We start from the raw sequence: 17,198 nt of genomic DNA, 5'->3' as shown, positions 1-17,198 counted from the left end.
ATGCTGGCCAATGCGCGGGCCAGGGCTGCGGTCAAGCGACCGCCGACTGCTTGGACAGACCGACCTTCAGGTCCGTCGCCGCATATATGGGCTCGCCATCCGCCTTCATCCAGCCATCGGCGATGCCGAGCACCAGCCGGCCGCGCATCACACGCTTGAAATCAACGCCGTACTCGACCTTCTTGACCGATGGCGTGACCATGCCCTTGAACTTGACCTCTCCGGTCGACAGCGCCATTCCCTTGCCGGGTTCGCCAAGCCAGCCGAGATAGAAGCCGGTCAATTGCCACAGGGCGTCAAGGCCCAGACAGCCCGGCATGATCGGATTGCCGATGAAATGGCAGGCAAAGAACCACAGGTCGGGATTGATATCGAATTCCGCGCGAATGAAACCCTTGTCGAAGGCGCCGCCGGTCTCGCTGACCTCGGTGATACGGTCGAACATCAGCATCGGCGGGTAGGGCAACTGGGCATTGCCCTCTCCGAACAGCTCGCCACGAGCGCAGGCCAGCAATTCTTCGTAGTCGTAGCTGGATTTCGAACCCGCCATCAATTTCGTCCCCATATCGTCCGGGCGGTAGCGCGCCCTTGTCGTTGGTGTCCTAACACAATCTGTTTCAGGCCGGAAACCGGCGTTTGCGCTTAACCCGCCAGTCTGCCCGGGTCAATGCGCGCTATTGATCGCATTCGGGCGACAGAATATATGTCAACAGGGGTCCGGTTCCGGCAGACATTCATTTTTTTGCCATTCTGGGCGTGTCTTGAAGCGGGACTGCGAGCTTGGAAGACCAGATGGACCGGGGCTGCCGGAAGGAAAATGTCGCTGTGGACAAGCGGGTACGTGAAGCCGGCCTGAGGCCGACCCGTCAGCGCATTGCGCTGGCCGACCTGCTTTTCGCCAAGGGCGACCGCCATTTGTCGGCTGAGGAACTGCATGAGGAGGCGCAGGCCGCCGGCGTGCCGGTATCGCTGGCCACCGTCTACAACGCGCTTCACCAGTTTACCCAGGCGGGGCTGCTGCGCATTCTCGCCGTCGAAGGTTCCAAGACCTACTTCGACACCAACACCTCCGACCACCACCATTTCTACATCGAAGGCGAAAACAGGATTTTCGACATCGCCAACGGCCCGGTAACCGTCACCAATCTGCCGGAGCCGCCCGAAGGCATGGAGATCGCCAATGTCGATATCGTGGTGAGGCTGCGTCCCAAGCGTCCGGAATGATCGGCAAGGCCGGAATAAGCGGTCTGGGATGAAATTCCTCGATTGGATAGTCCGGCTCGAATGGGCCGTCGCGGCGGCTGCCGCGATCGTCTTCTATGGCGCGACAGGCGTTTCCTGGTGGCTCTTCGCGTTGCTCATCCTGGCGCCGGACCTGTCGATGCTGGGTTATCTCGGCGGCCCACGCGTCGGCGCCATTGCCTACAACGCCTTGCACATTCTGATCGTACCGGTGCTTGTGTTGCTTGCCGGGCACCTCGCCGGCAGTGCGGTCGGCAACGCCGTCGCACTGATCTGGATCGCGCATATCGCGATCGACCGCGCGCTGGGCTACGGCTTGAAGCTGTCAACAGGATTTCAGGATACCCATCTCGGCCGTATCGGGCGCAAAAGCGAAACGTTCAGTCCTTGACCCGCTCGCCCGGATAAGCGCCCCAGACGACCGACTGGGCAAGCCAGCCGGTGTGGCCGTCGAACGTCATCTCGCACCACTGGCCGTCGCAGGCTTTGATCGTGCCCATGACGCCGGGTTCTACGATCGCCACCACTCTGGCATCCTTTTCGGGGCTCTTGAGCAGGTTGATCTGGCCGCCCTTGCCGCGCTGCCAGGGAGCGACGATTGCGGTACGTCGGCCCGAAAGCAGCGACTGGTTGATCCATCCTTCCGAGCCGTCGGCGTCGCGCACGCGCCGCCACGTATCGAATTCCTGGATGATTTCCATGGGCAGGCCAGCCTTCATGTACATCCAGTCGACCGAATAGTTGGCGCCGGGGCCGACACGCGAGTTGACGCGGCCGGATTTCAGGCTGACGAATCGCGGCAGCGGCAGGCCGCTCGGTCCGAGCGTGATGGCGCTCTGGGCGGGAGCGGCCGCGCTTTGCGCGCCGGCAAGCGGAGAATAGAGAAGAGCGCCGAGAAATGCTGCGCTGAGGGCCAGGCGAAGCGACGCGAAACCAGACACTTTCGTTCCTTTCGGCACCGGCCCGATGGCTGCGGCACCCCTTTTTCTTTGTCTTCGGCGGCACCGCTTGTTACATGGGTAAATCGGCTACCGCGACCGGCTTTCAGTTTCGCCTGTCTTGGTTAAAGAGGTCTCAACGAGGGAAACAATGGTAGGCAAAAAGAAGCCTCTCGTGGTCATCACGCGAAAGCTGCCCGACCCGGTCGAGACCCGCATGCGCGAGCTGTTCGACGCAAGGCTGAACGTCGAGGACAGGCCGATGACGCAGCCGGAACTGGTCGCTGCGGTCAAGGAAGCCGACGTGCTGGTGCCGACCGTGACCGACCAGATCGACGCCGCACTGATTGCCCAGGCCGGCGACAATCTCAAGCTGATCGCCAATTTCGGCAACGGCGTCGACAAGATCGACGTGGCGGCGGCGGCCAAGAGGGGCATCACCGTCACCAACACGCCCAACGTGCTCACCGAAGATACCGCCGATATGACCATGGCGTTGATGCTGGCGGTGCCGCGCCGGCTGGCGGAAGGCGCCAGTGTGCTCACGGGCGACAAGAAATGGGCCGGCTGGTCGCCGACCTGGATGCTTGGCCGGCGCATCTGGGGCAAGCGGCTCGGCATTGTCGGCATGGGCCGCATCGGCACCGCCGTTGCCAGGCGAGCCAAGGCTTTCGGCCTGTCCATCCACTATCACAACCGGCATCGTGTGCTGCCGGCGGTCGAGGATGGGCTGGAGGCGACCTATTGGGAAAGTCTCGACCAGATGCTGGCCCGCATGGACATCATCTCGGTGAATTGTCCCTCGACACCCGCTACCTTTCATCTTCTGTCGGCGCGGCGGCTCGCGTTGCTGCAGCCCACCGCCTATATCGTCAACACTGCCCGCGGCGACATCATCGACGAAGAAGCGCTGGTCAAGCTGATCCAGGACGGCAAGATCGCCGGCGCCGGCCTGGACGTTTACGAGCACGAACCGGCCCTGAACGGCAAGCTCTTGAAGCTGGCCGCCAGGAACAAGGTCGTGCTTCTGCCGCATATGGGCTCGGCCACGCTCGAGGGCCGCATCGACATGGGCGAGAAGGTCATCATCAATATCCGCGCCTTCGTCGATGGCCATCGCCCGCCGGACCGCGTGCTGCCGCTCAGGACCTGAAAACCTTCCAGGCGCCGGCTCTCATAAACCGAAGCTTACGAAATGGTCTTCCGCATGGTGATGGACGTCGGCCTGTCATAGCCCTCATGCGCCGTCCGTTCGGTTTCGCGAAAGCCGAGCCGGGCAAAGGCGGCATGATTTGCGGCCAGTTCGATCCTCGTCTCCAGTTCGATGTCGGCCTTGCCGCGGCTGCGGGCCAGATCTTCGGCCGCTTGCATCAGCCGCCGGCCAATGCCTTGCCCCTGCCGGTCCGGGGCGACGGCGAGCTTGCCGACATAAAGACCCTCGGCCTTTTCGAGAGCAAAAACGCAGCCCACGATCCTGTCGCCGTCGAGCGCCAGAAAGCCTGTCTCCCGCAAGGCTTTGGCGCGCAGTGCTTCGACTGTGAGCAGGTGAGCCGACGACGGCGGGTCGATGATGCCGTCCATGAAGGCGAAGGCATGCATGATCAGGGCAAGCACATCACCCCAGCGGCCGAAATCGGCGGGGATTTGCGTGATCGAAACAGGGGGTTCTTCCAAGATCAGCGTCTTTTGTAGCGGATGGTCTCGAAGCGGGCGGCGAGCGCATCGTAAAGCAGCAGCCGGCCGATCAGCGGCTCGCCTATGCCGGTGACCAGTTTGATCGCCTCCATTGCCTGCAGGGTGCCGACGACGCCGGTCAGCGCGCCGAGCACTCCGGCCTCCGCACAGGACGGCACCAGGCCCGGCGGCGGGGCTTCGGGAAACAGATCCCGATAGCTCGGGTTCGGCTTGCCGTCCCTGCCGTCCTCGAAAGGCTTCAACACGGTGACCGAGCCATCGAAACGTCCGACGGCCGCATGCACCAGCGGCTTCCCTTCGCTGGCGCAGGCATCGGCAACCACATAACGCGTCTCGAAATTGTCGGACCCGTCGACGACGATATCGTACTTGGCGACGAGGGCAGGGGCGTTTTCCGCGGTGAGCCGGAATGTGTGCGTTTCGACCGATATGTTGGGATTGATGCGGGCGATCGCAGCGCCGGCGCTCTGGGTTTTCAGCATGCCGACCGTATCGGTGCCGTGAATGACCTGCCGTTGTAGGTTGGAGAGCGAAACAGTGTCGTCGTCGACAATGCCGAGCGTGCCGACACCGGCCGCGGCGAGATATTCAAGCACCGGCGCCCCGAGCCCGCCAGCGCCGATCACCAGCACCCGCGCCTGCTTGAGCTTCTGCTGGCCAGCGCCGCCGACCTCGGGCAGCACGATGTGGCGGGCATAGCGTTCGATCTCGTCGGCGGTGAGGGCGGTAGTCATGTCAGGACCATATAGCGGCCGAAAAATCTTGTCAGGGGTCTTCGGTTGGCCCAACCGTGCCATGGTCGACCGTCAGGAACTGAGCGCGGCCATGCAGGCTGGAAAACAGCGCCGCATCGGTACCCGTCATGAAAGCCTGGCAGTTCAGGTCTTCCAGGATCGAGAACAGTGCCGCGCGCCGGCCGCCATCGAGGTGCGCCGCGATCTCGTCGAGCAGCAGGATCGGCGTCAGGCCGGACATTTCGCCGGTCAGCCGGGCATGCGACAGCACGATGCCGACCAGCAACGCCTTCTGTTCGCCGGTCGAGCAGAGTTCGGCCGGCATTGCCTTGGGCCGGTGCCGGACCATGAGGTCCGAGCGGTGCGGGCCCTCGAGGGTACGTCCGGCGGCGCGGTCGCGGTCGCGGCCATCGGCAAGCGCCCGTCGGAACCGCTCCTCGACATCGACCGCCGGCGCACCGGCAATCTCGGCCTCCAATTCACCCGAAAGGCCGATATCGGCCCGCGGAAACGGTCCGGTGTCGGGCAGCCTGTCGATCATGGCCACCAGCAGGCGCACCAACTCGGCGCGCGCGGCCGCTATCGCCACGCCGGTCTCGGCCATCTGCGTCTCTATCGCCTCGAACCAGCTGGCATCCCGCGAGCCTTCCGTCAGCAAGCGGTTACGGCCTCGCATCGCCTTCTCGTAATCGAGTGCGCGCTGGCCATGGCCGGGATCGATCGCTAGCACCAGCCGGTCGAGAAAGCGCCGGCGATCCGCGGCCGGCCCGGTGAACAGCGAATCCATCGCCGGCGTCAGCCACACGACCCGCAGCCATTCCAGCATGTCCTCGGCCCGCGCCGCGGCTCCATTTATACGCACCCGCCTGCCGCTCTCTGCGGTGTCGCCCCCGGAAATGCCTGTACCGATCTCGACCTCGCCTTCAGGTCCGTGGAGCCGTGCATGCAGGGCAAAACCGCCATCGCCACCCTCACGGGCCACATCCCCGTAGGCTGCGCGGCGCAAGCCGCGTCCCGGTGTCAAAAAGGAGATCGCTTCGAGGAGATTGGTCTTGCCGGCACCATTGTCGCCGGAAAAGACCACGGCGCCCGGCGCGACATCTATCGCAAGGGTCGCATAGTTGCGAAAATTGGTAAGCGTGAGCTTACTTATTTGGGTTTGTGCCGGCAACCGCTATCCGCCTGTAGAAGTCGCCGCAACCAAGGCCTAGTCGTATCGCCAGCGACGCCGCGCCGGCTATACCCGCATCGGCATCAGCACGTAAAGCGCGGTCTCATCGGCCATGTCGTGGATCAGCGTCGGCGAACCGGCATCGGCCAACATGAATTTGGCCTCCGTGCCGGTCAATTGCGCGGCGACATCGAGCAGGTATTTGGCGTTGAAGCCGATCTCGATCGGGTCGGCCGAATAGTCGGCCGCCAGTTCTTCCGTGGCGCTGCCTGAATCCGGATTGTTGACCGCAAGCGTCACCTGGCCTTCGCTGATCGAGAGCTTCACCGCGCGGCCGCGTTCGGAAGAGATGGTCGAGACCCGGTCGACCGCGGCGGCGAAGCTTTGGCGGTCGAGGATCAGCTTCTTGTCGTTGCCGGTCGGAATGACCCGCTGATAGTCCGGGAAGGTGCCGTCGATCAGCTTCGAGGTGAGGACGACGCTGCCGATGGTGAAGCGGATTTTGGTGTCGGACAGTTCGGTGGTCACGGCGACATCCGGATCGTCGACCAGTTTCTGCAACTCGCTCACTGTTTTGCGCGGAATGATGATGCCCGGCATGCCCTCGGAGCCGGCCGGCGCGTCAATCTCGGCGCGCGCCAGCCGATGGCCGTCGGTTGCCACCGAGCGCAGCTTCAGCTTGCCGCCGACTTCGTGCGTGTGCAGGTAGATGCCGTTGAGATAGTAGCGTGTCTCCTCGGTGGAGATGGCGAACTGCGTCTTCTCGATCAGGCCCTTCAGCGCCACCGCATCGAGGCGGAAGATGTGCGAGAAGGATCCGGCCGAAAGCTCGGGAAAATCGGATTGCGGCAGGCACTGCAGGCGGAAGCTCGAGCGGCCCGACGTCACCGTCATGGCGTTGCCGTCCTCATCCGTCTTCAGCATTACCTCGGCGCCGTCGGAGAGCTTGCGCACGATGTCATAGAGCAGGTGCGCGGGGACCGTCGTCGCGCCGCCGCGCTCGACCTTGGCGGGCGTCGCTTCCGTCACCTCCAGGTCGAGGTCGGTGGCCTTCATTTCGAGGCTGGCGCCGTCCGCGCTGAGAAGCACGTTCGACAGGATCGGTATGGTGTTGCGCCGTTCGACCACGCGGTGCACGTGGTTGAGCGACTTCAGGAGATTTGACCGTTCCAGGATAACACGCATGACGAAACAGGCTCGCTTGAATGAATGAACGGGTCTCCGGCTGCCGGCGGCCCGCGAAAGCTCTGAACAGGCTTCAGAATCTACGCAAACTGACAGGAAAAAACCAGTGAACGCAAGCCCGCGCCACCGGTTCGGGCCGGTTGCGCGGGCTTTCTGGGGATAAAGCTGGCCAACCCCGCAAGCGGGCGCTTTCCAGCCGGTCAGGCCTGGTCGTTGATCAGCCTTCTCAGCAATTCCAGTTCCTGCGCCAGCGTGTTGTCATTGCCGGAAAGGTCCTCGATCTTGCGCACGGCGTGCAGCACCGTCGTGTGATCGCGGCCACCGAAGCGCCGTCCGATTTCCGGCAGCGAGCGCGGCGTCATCACCTTCGACAGATACATGGCGACCTGTCGCGGCTTGACGATGGTGCGCGTGCGCCGATTGGACAGCAATTCCGTCTTCGAGACGTTGTAGTGACGCGCCACGATGCGCTGAATGTCCTCGATACGGACCCGCTTCGGCTCGCCCGTGCGATAGATGTGGCCGAGGATCTCGTCGATGCGGTCGATGGTGATCTGCGGCTCGAACGACTGGCGAAACAGGAGCTGGTTGAAGGCGCCCTCCAGTTCACGTCCGCTGCCGGTCACGGTGCGGGCAACGTGGTTGAGGATCTCTTCGGAAATGCCCAGCGATGCATCGTCGATCCTGGCCGTGGCCAGACGCAGTTTGAGCATGCCGAGCCGCATGGCGAAATCGGGCGCCGACATTTCGAGCGCGACGCCGCCATTGAGACGCGAACGGACCCGCGGTTCGAGCGATTCCAGCTCCGACGGTGGCCGGTCGGCGGCAACGACGACCTGCTTGGCGCTGTCGAGCAGCATGTTGATCAGATGACAGAATTCATGCTGGATCGATTTGCCCTGCAGGAATTGCATGTCATCGATGATCAAGAGATCGATGTCGCGCAACTGCTCCTTGAGCGTCAGTGCGTTGTTGTCGCGGATCGCCGTGGCGAAGCGCCACATGAAATACTCCGCGGTGAGGTAGACGACGCGTGACTTCGGGTTTTGCTTCAGCGATTCCGCCGCGATGGCCTGCAGCAGGTGCGTCTTGCCGAGCCCGACGGTGGCATGCAGGAAAAGCGGGTTGAAGCGTACCGCGCTCGACTGCGATTCCGCCACGGCCTTGGCGGCGGCGAAGGCAACGCGGTTCGACGGTCCCTCGATGAAGGAGCCGAACGTGTAACGCGGATCAAGCGGTGATCCCAGGACATTGTGGCGGAACTCGCTCTCGACCGGCACGCCCGGACGCGGCATCGGAGACCGCTCCACCCTACTTGGACTGACGGTGCCGGCGGCCAGCGCCGTCTGCGTCTGCCGCGTCATCTTGCGGGCCGGCGCCAATTCCGGTTCGGGCTGGCCGCGCCCCTGACGGGTTGCGGTGCGCACGACGATTTCGATCTTGAGAAGCTCGGGATCCTCGTGCTTCCACAGCTCTGAAATGAGATCATGATAGTGGCCGTTGATCCACGAGCGCAGGAATGCGGTGGGCACGGAGATGCGGACAATGCCCTTGGACGCTTCCGCGACCTTCATGCGCCCAAACCAGCTGGAATAGACTTCGGTTCCCAGGCGCGCCTTCAACTGGGCCTTGACCCGGTCGAACTTCTGTTCCGCGTCGCTGGAGACCGCCATCTCGTTTGCTCCGATCAAAGTTCCAGGAAATGGGAGGTCGCCCGTAAGCTCCCTTTCGATGCCGCTCTGCATGATCGAGTTCCTTGCCTTTCTGTACCTGTTTTTCGCTGGGGATGCGCCTCCTGCATCCTTTTCCGGCGACCGTGTCTTCGCTACGATGCCCATTGCCGCCGCCGGCAATGAACGTCGCCCACTATCCGACGGGAACCGGTGCCGGCCCATGGAAGCCAGTCCGCGTTGGGTATGTCAGGGCAATACAACGCCGTCCGGCGAAAGAGCGCCGGCGCGCCGTCCTACCTGCCATGTCTAGTTACGCCAGTCCCCTACCGTATCGAAAAAGAGCAAACCATACCCGTTCGCGGACTTGATCCACGTCGCAAATCCCGCCAATTTAAGCTGGCCGCGTAAGGCTGGGTTAGGGCCAGAGGCCCGTCCCGTTCGATAGATCGACATTACCGAAATCGCTGTGGATAGGGCAAGGCCACGTCTAACGGATTTTTAAGGAATCTGGTTACCTCGGGCAGGTTGGAGCGCCATGCCGCAGCGGCATATTTTGACAAAGCCATTGGGATTCAAACCCTTTTCCGACGAATATGAAAAAGCCGGGCCGGCGCGAAATTTTCTGAAATAATTCACTTGACAGCCAGTTGTCCTCCCGTCTCTTCGGCGCGTTGTGGACAAGCTGTGGATGACTGCCGCTAACTGATTGAAAAAAAATAGCTATTTGTGCGGAGCGTAGTTTTTTCAGTCGGCGCTTTTCAAGCGTGCCGGTCATCAGCGGGAATGTATGTGCCGGCAAATCATTTCGCACTCGGGAATCTGCACTTGGGGCTGTCTGCGGCTATTCTTTTTAAGTACTTGCCGGCAAACGAAAAAACCCGGCGCGATCGGCCGGGTTCGAAGAAGATCGTCCTGAAAAGGCGATGTCAGGCCGACAGCACCTTGAGGCGCTGGGCGAGGCGCGACACCTTGCGGGACGCTGTGTTCTTGTGCATCACGCCCTTGGTTGCGGCGCGCATCAATTCCGGCTCGGCTGCCTTGAAGGCGGCCTGTGCGGCGGCCTTGTCGCCGGAGGCGAGTGCCTCTTCGACCTGGCGCACGTAGGTGCGGACGCGCGAGCGGCGGTTCTTGTTGATCGCTGCGCGGCGGGCGATCTTGCGCGTTGCCTTTTTGGCCGAGGATGTGTTGGCCATGATGCCTCTCTTCTGATCTGGTCGGCGCACGCGGCGTGCCGCAGGGCGCAAAAAACAAACGGGCAGCCACGGGGCCGCCTCGGTTGGTGCGGCTTATAGTTCAGCTTTTCCGGCGCGTCAACGCCGACGGGCGTTCTTTTTGCCGATGCCACGGGTTTCGGACGCTGGCCCGCCACGCCCTACCGGTTGGTGAAATTCGGCTTCCGCTTTTCGGCGAACGCCGCCATCCCTTCCTTCTGGTCTTCGAGCGCGAAAAGCGAGTGGAACAGGCGGCGTTCGAAGCGCAATCCCTCGGCAAGCGTCGTCTCATAGGCCCGGTTCACCGCTTCCTTGGCCATCATCACCGATGGCAGCGAGAAATCCGCGATTTTGGCCGCCGCCTTGACGGCCTCTTCGACCAGCTCGGCGGCCGGAACGACCCGCGACACCAGGCCCGAACGTTCGGCCTCGGCGGCATCCATCATCCGTCCCGTCAGGCACATGTCCATTGCTTTCGATTTGCCGACGAACCGGGTCAGGCGTTGCGACCCGCCCATGCCGGGAATGACACCGAGCGTGATCTCGGGCTGGCCGAATTTGGCCGTATCGGCGGCAATAATGAAGTCGCACATCATGGCGAGTTCGCAGCCGCCTCCCAGGGCATAGCCGGCCACCGCCGCGACGATCGGCTTTCGTGCCCGCGTGAACTCTTCCCAGCCAACGAAGAAGTCCTGGATGTAGGCATCGGCGTAGGAGATCGCCTGCATTTCCTTGATGTCGGCACCGGCGGCGAAGGCCTTGTCGGAACCGGTAACAACCACGGCGCCGATGCCAGGATCGGCGCAGAAACCGTTCACGGCCGAGACGAGTTCAGCAAGGATCCGGGAATTCAAGGCATTGAGCGCCTTTGGCCGGTCCAGCGTGATCAGCCCGACCTTGCCACGCGTCTCGGTGATGATCGTCTCATAGTCCATGGGCTGCTTCTCCTTGCTCGACGGCGGTCTAGCTTACCTCTGACAGGTCCGGCAATAGAAGGTCGAGCGTCCGCTCTGCACGATACGTTGGACATGGCCGCGGCAGCCGGGCTTGGGGCAAGGCTCACCCTCGCGGTCGTACACGGCGAAGGAATGCTGGAAATAGCCCAGCGACCCATCGGTGCGCACATAGTCGCGCAGTGAAGACCCGCCGGCCGCGATGGCGTCCGCGACGACCGAACGGATTGCCTCGGCGAGGCCTTCGCTTTGTTCCCTGGCCTTCTTGCCTGGCTTGGCGATGGTGCCTGCCTCGCGCAGGGGTGACAGCCCTGCGCGCCAGAGCGCCTCCGAGACGTATATATTGCCCAAGCCGGCGATCAGCCTCTGGTCGAGAAGCGCTGCCTTGAGCGGCGCTCTGCGGCCTTTCAGCAGCGAGGCAAGGAGACCGCCGTCCAGCGCATTGCCGGTGGGCTCGACACCCAGCCCGCCCAGCATCGGATGCGTCTCCGGCGGCTCTTCCGCAAACAGCATGAAACCGAAGCGGCGCGGGTCGTTGAAGATCACCCGGGAGCGCGCGCCGGCCGCGGAAACGACATGGAACACGACATGATCGTGTGCCGCGCTCTTCGAACGCTCATGATGGAACACGCCCGGTGTCTCGTCGTCGTCGCCGGTCTCGATGCGAAAGGAGCCCGACATGCCGAGGTGGCAGATCAGAACCGGACCACCTTGCATATGCATGGTCAGATATTTGGCGCGCCGGCCAAGCGCCGTGACCGTCCTGCCTGTCAGCCGCTCCGAGAACCGTTCGGGAAAGGGGAAGCGCAGATCGGGTCGTCTCATCTCGACCTTGGCCAGATGGGCACCTTCCAGGACCGGCTGCAGGCCGCGCCGGACCGTTTCGACTTCGGGCAATTCAGGCATGACCGCCAATCGTGGCGTGGAAGGACGTGCCGTTACGGCCGCGCGCCAGCCGCAGATGTTCGGCAACCGTCTCGCCGATATCGGCGAATGTCGCCCTCAGCCCTATGTCGCCGCCTTTGAGGCCGGGTCCAGTGCCGATGACCGGAATGCGTTCGCGCGTATGATCGGTGCCGCGCCAGGTCGGATCGTTGCCGTGGTCGGCGGTCAGGATGAGAAGGTCGCCCTGCTTCAGCTTCGCAAACGCCTCCGGCAGACGCCGGTCGAAGGCCTCGAGTGCGGCGGCATAACCGGCGACGTCGCGGCGATGGCCGAATTCGGTGTCGAAATCGACGAAATTGGCGAACACGAGGTCACCGTCGCCCGCCTCGTCCATGGCGCCCAGCGCCTGGTCGAACATGGCCATGTTGCCCGCCGCCTTGCGCACCTGCGAAATCCCGCGATGGGCGAAGATGTCGCCGATCTTGCCAACGGCGATGACGCGGCTGCCGCGCGCCGTCAGCCGGTCGAGCAATGTCGCTTCGGGTGGCGGCACGGCGTAGTCGTGGCGGTTGTAGGTTCGTTCGAAGGTGGCTGACGTCTCGCCGACGAAGGGGCGCGCGATCACCCGTCCGATCCTCAGCGGGTCAACCAGCCGCCGCACCACCTGGCACAATTCATAGAGCCGCTCCAGGCCGAAATGGATCTCATGCGCGGCGATCTGCAGGACGGAATCGACCGACGTGTAGCAGATCGGCTTGCCCGTGCGGATGTGTTCCTCGCCGAACCGCTCGATGATCTCGGTGCCTGGCGCATGGCAATTGCCGAGGATGCCTGAAACCTTGCCCTCGCGGATGATCGCCTCGGTCAGGTCGGCCGGAAAGGCGGGAACCGTATCCGGGAAATAACCCCAGTCGAAGCGTACTGGCAGGCCTGCGATCTCCCAGTGGCCGGAAGGCGTGTCCTTGCCGCTCGAAATCTCCTGCGCCGCGCCATGGAAGGCATTGGCGAGCAGGTCCGTCCCGAAATGAGCAAAACCCAGTCCTGTCGCCGTCTCGGCCGCCTTGCCAAGTCCCAGCGATGCCATGTGGGGGACGAACAGTGGTCCCTGACGAAGCCCGTCGCGATCGGCGCGCCCTTCCGCGCAAGCTTCGGCGATGTGCGCCAGCGTGTTTGCACCGGAGTCGCCATAACGTTCTGCGTCGGCCGCGCCGCCGATGCCGAAGGAATCCAGGACAAAGAGGAATGCACGCGCCATCGGGTCATTTGTTGCCAGTGTGGACCTCAAGACATAGGGTTCCACGGCGGCCTTGGCAATTCGGAAACCAAACAGCAATACAGGCACAAAGATCAGGTGTCGCGACCAGTTGGGCGCCCATGGACGAAACAAGAGGCAAGGCGGTCCCGTCATGAAGGCTGCGCTCAAGACATGGACTGCCCTCATGGCTGTGAACGGTGCGTTCTGTTGTGGACCGGCGTGGGCAGACTGGCGCGACGATATCGGCACATTTCGCATCGGTATCCTCGCCGAACCCGGCGCCGGCAATACCGTTCCGGGGCTGGCCGTGCTGACGCAAGCTTTTACCGATGCGCTCGGCATGAAGGTGGAATTCGTCGTTGCCCGTGATTACGCGGCACTGATCGAGGCACAGGCCAATGCGCGGATCGAATACGCCATCTATTCGGCGACCGCCTACGCCACGGCGCTGCAACGCTGCGAATGCGTCGAGCCGCTCGTGGCTCCGGTCGATTCAGACGGTGCGGCCGGCATCCGCTCGGTACTGCTGACCAGGGACGGCAAATTGCCCGGCCTGGCTGACATGGAGACCCGCCGGATCGCCATGCCGCCGCCGGACAGCGTCGGCGGTTCGCTTTTGCCGCTGGCGGGCTTGGCCGCCGAACACGTCAGGATAGCCGAAGACGCACCGTTCCTTGTCCATGCCCCGTCGGCGTCGGCGGCCGAAACCATGCTCGTCGGCGGCGAGGCCGACGCCATGTTCGGCTGGGTGAAGGCAGCGGCCGACGGTCAGCCGCGACCGCCCGGGGGCACCCAGGCAAGGCTCGAGGCATCAGGCCTTTCGGCGTCGGCCCTTCAGGTCGTGTGGACGTCGGGTGTGCTGAGATACGGTCCCCATGCGGTGCGCGGCGACCTCGATCCGGAAGCCAAGCGTCGGCTGACCGTGTTCCTCACCAACCTCAAATCGACGACGCCGGATGTCTACGACCTTCTGGAGCCGAAGCATGCTGGCGGCTTCATGCCCGTGGCTCCCAAGGACTATGCGGCGGCGGAGGCCATCGTGCGGATGGTATCGGTCGATGGGCGGCAATAAGTCTTTCAGCAATCGCTGCAAGGGATCGTGACGCTTCTGCGGGGACGCAGATAATAGGTTTCGCCCATCGTCATGCCTTTGGCGAGCGTCTCGACAAACCCGAGCTTCTGTTGGCTGTCGGTCGTCCAGCTGATGATCGGCTTATAGGCCAGGGTGCTGTCGACGCGGACGAGGAAGGTTCCGGGGACCCTGAGGCTTGCCGGAACCGTGGTGGCGGTGCCGGCGGTGGCTCCGACGCCGTTCACACCGTTGACCACCTTGCGCGACCACACCACCAGGACCTGCGGCGTGGCATCGGTGGTGACCTGTATGGCCGTGATGGTGATGTCCGGCACGGAGCGGTTATAGGGTTGAAGGGTCAAGGTGCCGATCTTCATGATGGCATCGAGGTCCACTTTGGCGATGGTCGGCTGTTGTGTGACGAGATCGGCGACCATGCTGCCGACACGGCTGACCTTCTTGCTTGTCTCGATGGCCTGCGAAGCCTCCATGGTCATGAAATACATGACCAGCAGGATAGGCGCGATAAGCGCGAACTCGACCGCCGCGACGCCACGACGATTGGACCAGAACCGGATTGATTTGCCCCAGAGCATTGATTTGCCCCAGAGCCCAGCAATTCCCTGATGTGCCCCCGCACGCATCATATTCACTGCCTTTTTTCTTGTTGTTGCTTCGGTGATTGTCTCAATTGTCGAACGGCTCGTTCTGCCAGGTCACCGAAGCGAAATGCAGCGTTTTGTTGCCGCCCATCGACTGCGCCATCAGGTTGGTCATGATGGGCCATTTGTAGAAAACCCGCAGCATGTTCCTTGACTCCGCCGCACCCGCCGTGACGGTAAAGGGCACATCGGCGCCGCTATTCGTCAGCTGGATGTTACCGCCCTGAATCCTGAAGCCGGCCTGGGCCGCGTCGGCGAAAGCCGTGTACTGGCGAAGATCGACGCTCAACTGATTGGGGCAATCCTGCGAAACGATGATTTCCAGCTTGCCGCAGATCATGTTCTTCAAATTGTCTCCGGCGACGTCAGCGGCCCTCAACTGGCCGGTGCGCAGCCGGCGCGCGACATCGTCTGTAATGTTGGCCATCACCTCCTGGCTGGCAAACGAGATGCAGCTTTCGAGGATGGCGAAGACGAGAAGCGCGAACGGCATCGCAAGCAGCGCGAACTCCAGCGCCGTGGCGCCGCGCCGGTCGCGCACGAAGCGCTGGAAAGGCCTGGCGCGCTCGATCTTGCGTTGATCTGTCGAGCCGATTTCCTTGCTCATGCGATGTTCCTGCCATCCTGGACGGTGCTGACAGGTGTATTAGTGCAAACCAATTGAGGTCCGGTTTGAATGATCGTTAAACTCGGCGCAGGCGCTTTAACCAGGCAGTAACCTGGGCGCTGGCACGGCCCGCATGGCTTATTTGCTGACGCTCATCTCGGCTTCGGACGATTTCTCCGCGTCGCTCTTGTAGGAGCTTTCGCAATAGGGCGTGCACGACATGGTCTGGACCTCCGCGCGCCGGTAAATGCGAACCGACGAGGCCGCCTGGCGGACCACGGTAACCTGTGCGTCGACGATCGGGCTGCCCTCTGGGTCGAGAACGACGAGATTGGTGACACCGAAACCCTTGCCGGTGAGCACGATCGTCGAGGCATCCTGGACGGAGGCGTCGGCGATTGCCGGGTTGCCCACGACGATCGTATCGGCGGGGCGCGACAATTTCACGATCTTGGCCTGGTTCATGGTGACCTCGATCCCGGCGCCGGCCCTGGCGGGCGCGGTCAAGCTGGCGGCAAGAAGCACGGCAATCAGAATTGAGGATCTCGGCACGGCCATCACGGCGCTCCACGCAAGCGGACTGTTCAACGGAACATGAACGAGATTGGTGAACCAACGGTTAAGTTGACTTGTTGCGCCCGGATGTGGCGATCGGCATGGCCGAGCGCATCATCGGACTCGTGCAGGCGTCGCAAGCCTGCCCAAGCCCTTGCCGTTTGCGGCGTCGACCTGCAAAACAGAACATTAGCCAGCGCTTAGTGTGGAGTTAACCACGCAATATGTTCTAGCCGGGAAAGGAATCGGTAAGGCTGTTTATTAAGCCGATCGAAAGAGCTTCTCCCTAGATTTGCAGCATCCGATCAACCACCACAGAAGTTGACGGAAGTGCTGTAACACGTGGAGTAGGAGCTCTCGAATGTCTAATCTCATCGCACGTTTCGTGAAGGACGAATCCGGCGCGACCGCCATCGAATATGGTCTGATCGCCGCTCTCATCGCGCTCGCCATCATCACCGGCGCAGGCGCGCTCGGCAATGCCATCAACGCCAAGTTCACGACCATCGGTACAACGCTGAACAGCAGCGGCAGCTGATCTGCTTATTTGCTGATCACCTGGATTGCATTCTGGACAGGGGCCGCCACATTGCGGCCCCTGTTTCTCTGTGACCGGTCCAGAGTGCTGCTGACAACGACCGTCTTTTCATGCGGACCTCATCAATCGTTAATCGAACCGACCTAGATTGAGTATCCTGGAAATCCGCACAATAGGCATAAGCGCCGATGCTTGAAGCCCTGATCTTCGTCGTCTTCCCGTTCTGCATGCTGTTTGCCGCGATCTCCGACATGCTGTCGATGACGATCGCCAATCGCGTGCCGGTGCTGCTTGTCGTCGTCTTCGCGCTGGTGGCGCCGCTGACGGGCATGGACTGGGCAGCCTATGGCGGACATTTCGCCGCCGGCGCCATCGTCCTTGCCGTGACGTTCGGCCTGTTCGCCTTGGGTGGCATGGGCGGCGGCGACGCCAAACTGCTGGCCGCCACGGCCGTGTGGATGGGGCTCAACGTGCATCTCGTCGAATATCTGGTCGTCTCGACATTCATCGGCGGCCTTCTGACAATCGCGATCCTGCTTTACCGGAAATCGACGCTGGCGGTTTTCACCGGCCGCAATCCATTCCTGCGTCATTTCGCCGAAGAGTCGGCCGGTGTTCCCTACGGGATCGCGCTCGGCCTGGGCGGACTGCTGACCTTCCCCGATTCCCCCATGATGGTATGGGCGCTGGCAAGCCTGGCGAACTGAATTCATCAATTTTTCGTCGGCTGGCATGCCTTGCAAGCCGTCTTGCGGAGCGGCGGCCCAGCATTTCCACGCATCTCGGCGCGATCCATCCAATTTATGTAAACCTTAAATTAAT

The 17,198-nt window shown here is 62.5% G+C and carries 20 protein-coding genes; 6 read left to right on the top strand and 14 right to left on the bottom strand.

Features of this window, described 5'->3' with window-relative positions; translation table 11 throughout:
• Nucleotides 1–31 precede the first annotated feature (31 nt).
• Nucleotides 32–550 carry a 3-hydroxyacyl-[acyl-carrier-protein] dehydratase FabA gene (gene fabA / locus LB554_RS14670; RefSeq protein WP_015313996.1) on the bottom strand — a complete coding sequence of 173 codons (519 nt, stop codon included), beginning with the start codon at nucleotides 548–550 and terminating at the stop codon, nucleotides 32–34.
• Nucleotides 551–792: 242 nt separating this feature from the next.
• On the opposite strand from fabA, the gene irrA reads away from it, so the two are divergent.
• On the top strand, nucleotides 793–1,224 hold the full coding sequence (irrA, locus tag LB554_RS14665; RefSeq protein ID WP_015313995.1) for an iron response transcriptional regulator IrrA: 432 nt from the start codon (nucleotides 793–795) through the stop codon (nucleotides 1,222–1,224).
• 28 nt (nucleotides 1,225–1,252) lie between these two features.
• Nucleotides 1,253–1,633 carry a DUF4260 domain-containing protein gene (locus LB554_RS14660; RefSeq protein WP_140660651.1) on the top strand — a complete coding sequence of 127 codons (381 nt, stop codon included), beginning with the start codon at nucleotides 1,253–1,255 and terminating at the stop codon, nucleotides 1,631–1,633.
• On the opposite strand, the gene LB554_RS14655 is transcribed toward LB554_RS14660, so the two are convergent.
• The gene (locus LB554_RS14655; RefSeq protein ID WP_015313993.1) at nucleotides 1,623–2,183 is read right to left on the bottom strand and encodes an SH3 domain-containing protein; all 561 of its coding nucleotides are present in this window, start codon (nucleotides 2,181–2,183) and stop codon (nucleotides 1,623–1,625) included. The genes LB554_RS14660 and LB554_RS14655 overlap by 11 nt on opposite strands.
• A 148-nt stretch (nucleotides 2,184–2,331) precedes the next feature.
• On the opposite strand from LB554_RS14655, the gene LB554_RS14650 reads away from it, so the two are divergent.
• On the top strand, nucleotides 2,332–3,333 hold the full coding sequence (locus LB554_RS14650) for a 2-hydroxyacid dehydrogenase (RefSeq protein ID WP_140660652.1): 1,002 nt from the start codon (nucleotides 2,332–2,334) through the stop codon (nucleotides 3,331–3,333).
• Nucleotides 3,334–3,368: 35 nt separating this feature from the next.
• On the opposite strand, the gene LB554_RS14645 is transcribed toward LB554_RS14650, so the two are convergent.
• From LB554_RS14645 to LB554_RS14605, 9 genes are all read right to left on the bottom strand, one after another.
• Nucleotides 3,369–3,854: a GNAT family N-acetyltransferase gene (locus LB554_RS14645; protein ID WP_224585219.1), complete on the bottom strand. Its 486-nt coding sequence runs from the start codon at nucleotides 3,852–3,854 to the stop codon at nucleotides 3,369–3,371.
• A gap of 2 nt (nucleotides 3,855–3,856) precedes the next feature.
• On the bottom strand, nucleotides 3,857–4,609 hold the full coding sequence (locus LB554_RS14640) for a molybdopterin-synthase adenylyltransferase MoeB (protein WP_015313990.1): 753 nt from the start codon (nucleotides 4,607–4,609) through the stop codon (nucleotides 3,857–3,859).
• Between the two features lie 31 nt (nucleotides 4,610–4,640).
• Nucleotides 4,641–5,780 carry a DNA replication/repair protein RecF gene (recF, locus tag LB554_RS14635; protein ID WP_224585218.1) on the bottom strand — a complete coding sequence of 380 codons (1,140 nt, stop codon included), beginning with the start codon at nucleotides 5,778–5,780 and terminating at the stop codon, nucleotides 4,641–4,643.
• 66 nt (nucleotides 5,781–5,846) lie between these two features.
• Complete coding sequence (dnaN, locus tag LB554_RS14630) at nucleotides 5,847–6,965, bottom strand: DNA polymerase III subunit beta (protein ID WP_015313988.1); 1,119 nt, start codon at nucleotides 6,963–6,965, stop codon at nucleotides 5,847–5,849.
• 200 nt (nucleotides 6,966–7,165) lie between these two features.
• On the bottom strand, nucleotides 7,166–8,710 hold the full coding sequence (gene dnaA, locus LB554_RS14625) for a chromosomal replication initiator protein DnaA (protein ID WP_015313987.1): 1,545 nt from the start codon (nucleotides 8,708–8,710) through the stop codon (nucleotides 7,166–7,168).
• 854 nt (nucleotides 8,711–9,564) lie between these two features.
• Nucleotides 9,565–9,831, bottom strand: coding sequence for a 30S ribosomal protein S20 (rpsT, locus tag LB554_RS14620; protein ID WP_015319343.1), 267 nt, complete (start codon nucleotides 9,829–9,831; stop codon nucleotides 9,565–9,567).
• 179 nt (nucleotides 9,832–10,010) lie between these two features.
• Nucleotides 10,011–10,784: an enoyl-CoA hydratase gene (locus LB554_RS14615; protein WP_224585215.1), complete on the bottom strand. Its 774-nt coding sequence runs from the start codon at nucleotides 10,782–10,784 to the stop codon at nucleotides 10,011–10,013.
• A 33-nt stretch (nucleotides 10,785–10,817) separates the two neighbouring features.
• The gene (gene mutM / locus LB554_RS14610; RefSeq protein ID WP_224585214.1) at nucleotides 10,818–11,708 is read right to left on the bottom strand and encodes a bifunctional DNA-formamidopyrimidine glycosylase/DNA-(apurinic or apyrimidinic site) lyase; all 891 of its coding nucleotides are present in this window, start codon (nucleotides 11,706–11,708) and stop codon (nucleotides 10,818–10,820) included.
• A complete protein-coding gene (locus tag LB554_RS14605; protein ID WP_224585212.1) occupies nucleotides 11,701–12,942 on the bottom strand; it encodes a phosphopentomutase in 1,242 nt (413 codons plus the stop codon). The genes mutM and LB554_RS14605 overlap by 8 nt, the downstream gene beginning before the upstream one ends.
• A gap of 151 nt (nucleotides 12,943–13,093) precedes the next feature.
• Between LB554_RS14605 and LB554_RS14600 the strand changes: the two genes are divergently transcribed.
• Nucleotides 13,094–14,014 carry a phosphate/phosphite/phosphonate ABC transporter substrate-binding protein gene (locus LB554_RS14600; RefSeq protein WP_224585209.1) on the top strand — a complete coding sequence of 307 codons (921 nt, stop codon included), beginning with the start codon at nucleotides 13,094–13,096 and terminating at the stop codon, nucleotides 14,012–14,014.
• A 5-nt stretch (nucleotides 14,015–14,019) separates the two neighbouring features.
• On the opposite strand, the gene LB554_RS14595 is transcribed toward LB554_RS14600, so the two are convergent.
• The 3 genes from LB554_RS14595 to LB554_RS14585 form a co-directional block, all read right to left on the bottom strand.
• Nucleotides 14,020–14,661: a TadE/TadG family type IV pilus assembly protein gene (locus tag LB554_RS14595; protein WP_140660893.1), complete on the bottom strand. Its 642-nt coding sequence runs from the start codon at nucleotides 14,659–14,661 to the stop codon at nucleotides 14,020–14,022.
• Nucleotides 14,662–14,701: 40 nt separating this feature from the next.
• Nucleotides 14,702–15,283 carry a TadE/TadG family type IV pilus assembly protein gene (locus LB554_RS14590; protein WP_015319337.1) on the bottom strand — a complete coding sequence of 194 codons (582 nt, stop codon included), beginning with the start codon at nucleotides 15,281–15,283 and terminating at the stop codon, nucleotides 14,702–14,704.
• A gap of 138 nt (nucleotides 15,284–15,421) precedes the next feature.
• Entirely contained in the window at nucleotides 15,422–15,841 is a 420-nt protein-coding gene (locus LB554_RS14585; RefSeq protein WP_140660658.1) for a pilus assembly protein N-terminal domain-containing protein, read from the bottom strand.
• 358 nt (nucleotides 15,842–16,199) lie between these two features.
• Between LB554_RS14585 and LB554_RS14580 the strand changes: the two genes are divergently transcribed.
• Nucleotides 16,200–16,376 carry a Flp family type IVb pilin gene (locus tag LB554_RS14580; RefSeq protein WP_140614764.1) on the top strand — a complete coding sequence of 59 codons (177 nt, stop codon included), beginning with the start codon at nucleotides 16,200–16,202 and terminating at the stop codon, nucleotides 16,374–16,376.
• A 188-nt stretch (nucleotides 16,377–16,564) separates the two neighbouring features.
• A complete protein-coding gene (locus LB554_RS14575; RefSeq protein ID WP_224585208.1) occupies nucleotides 16,565–17,083 on the top strand; it encodes a prepilin peptidase in 519 nt (172 codons plus the stop codon).
• Nucleotides 17,084–17,198: the final 115 nt, after the last annotated feature.

The organism is Mesorhizobium sp. CO1-1-11 (assembly GCF_020164995.1).
GTDB lineage: Bacteria > Pseudomonadota > Alphaproteobacteria > Rhizobiales > Rhizobiaceae > Mesorhizobium > Mesorhizobium australicum.
This window is presented reverse-complemented; position numbering and strand designations above follow the sequence as displayed.

What these genes read in the sequence shown, in the direction of transcription:
- fabA (WP_015313996.1), bottom strand. Translation starts at nt 550, where the DNA reads ATGGCGGGTTCGAAATCCAGCTACGACTACGAAGAATTGCTGGCCTGC.
- irrA (WP_015313995.1), top strand. Translation starts at nt 793, where the DNA reads ATGGACCGGGGCTGCCGGAAGGAAAATGTCGCTGTGGACAAGCGGGTA.
- LB554_RS14660 (WP_140660651.1), top strand. Translation starts at nt 1,253, where the DNA reads ATGAAATTCCTCGATTGGATAGTCCGGCTCGAATGGGCCGTCGCGGCG.
- LB554_RS14650 (WP_140660652.1), top strand. Translation starts at nt 2,332, where the DNA reads ATGGTAGGCAAAAAGAAGCCTCTCGTGGTCATCACGCGAAAGCTGCCC.
- LB554_RS14640 (WP_015313990.1), bottom strand. Translation starts at nt 4,609, where the DNA reads ATGACTACCGCCCTCACCGCCGACGAGATCGAACGCTATGCCCGCCAC.
- dnaN (WP_015313988.1), bottom strand. Translation starts at nt 6,965, where the DNA reads ATGCGTGTTATCCTGGAACGGTCAAATCTCCTGAAGTCGCTCAACCAC.
- dnaA (WP_015313987.1), bottom strand. Translation starts at nt 8,710, where the DNA reads ATGCAGAGCGGCATCGAAAGGGAGCTTACGGGCGACCTCCCATTTCCT.
- rpsT (WP_015319343.1), bottom strand. Translation starts at nt 9,831, where the DNA reads ATGGCCAACACATCCTCGGCCAAAAAGGCAACGCGCAAGATCGCCCGC.
- LB554_RS14615 (WP_224585215.1), bottom strand. Translation starts at nt 10,784, where the DNA reads ATGGACTATGAGACGATCATCACCGAGACGCGTGGCAAGGTCGGGCTG.
- mutM (WP_224585214.1), bottom strand. Translation starts at nt 11,708, where the DNA reads ATGCCTGAATTGCCCGAAGTCGAAACGGTCCGGCGCGGCCTGCAGCCG.
- LB554_RS14605 (WP_224585212.1), bottom strand. Translation starts at nt 12,942, where the DNA reads ATGGCGCGTGCATTCCTCTTTGTCCTGGATTCCTTCGGCATCGGCGGC.
- LB554_RS14600 (WP_224585209.1), top strand. Translation starts at nt 13,094, where the DNA reads ATGAAGGCTGCGCTCAAGACATGGACTGCCCTCATGGCTGTGAACGGT.
- LB554_RS14595 (WP_140660893.1), bottom strand. Translation starts at nt 14,661, where the DNA reads ATGATGCGTGCGGGGGCACATCAGGGAATTGCTGGGCTCTGGGGCAAA.
- LB554_RS14590 (WP_015319337.1), bottom strand. Translation starts at nt 15,283, where the DNA reads ATGAGCAAGGAAATCGGCTCGACAGATCAACGCAAGATCGAGCGCGCC.
- LB554_RS14585 (WP_140660658.1), bottom strand. Translation starts at nt 15,841, where the DNA reads ATGGCCGTGCCGAGATCCTCAATTCTGATTGCCGTGCTTCTTGCCGCC.
- LB554_RS14580 (WP_140614764.1), top strand. Translation starts at nt 16,200, where the DNA reads ATGTCTAATCTCATCGCACGTTTCGTGAAGGACGAATCCGGCGCGACC.
- LB554_RS14575 (WP_224585208.1), top strand. Translation starts at nt 16,565, where the DNA reads ATGCTTGAAGCCCTGATCTTCGTCGTCTTCCCGTTCTGCATGCTGTTT.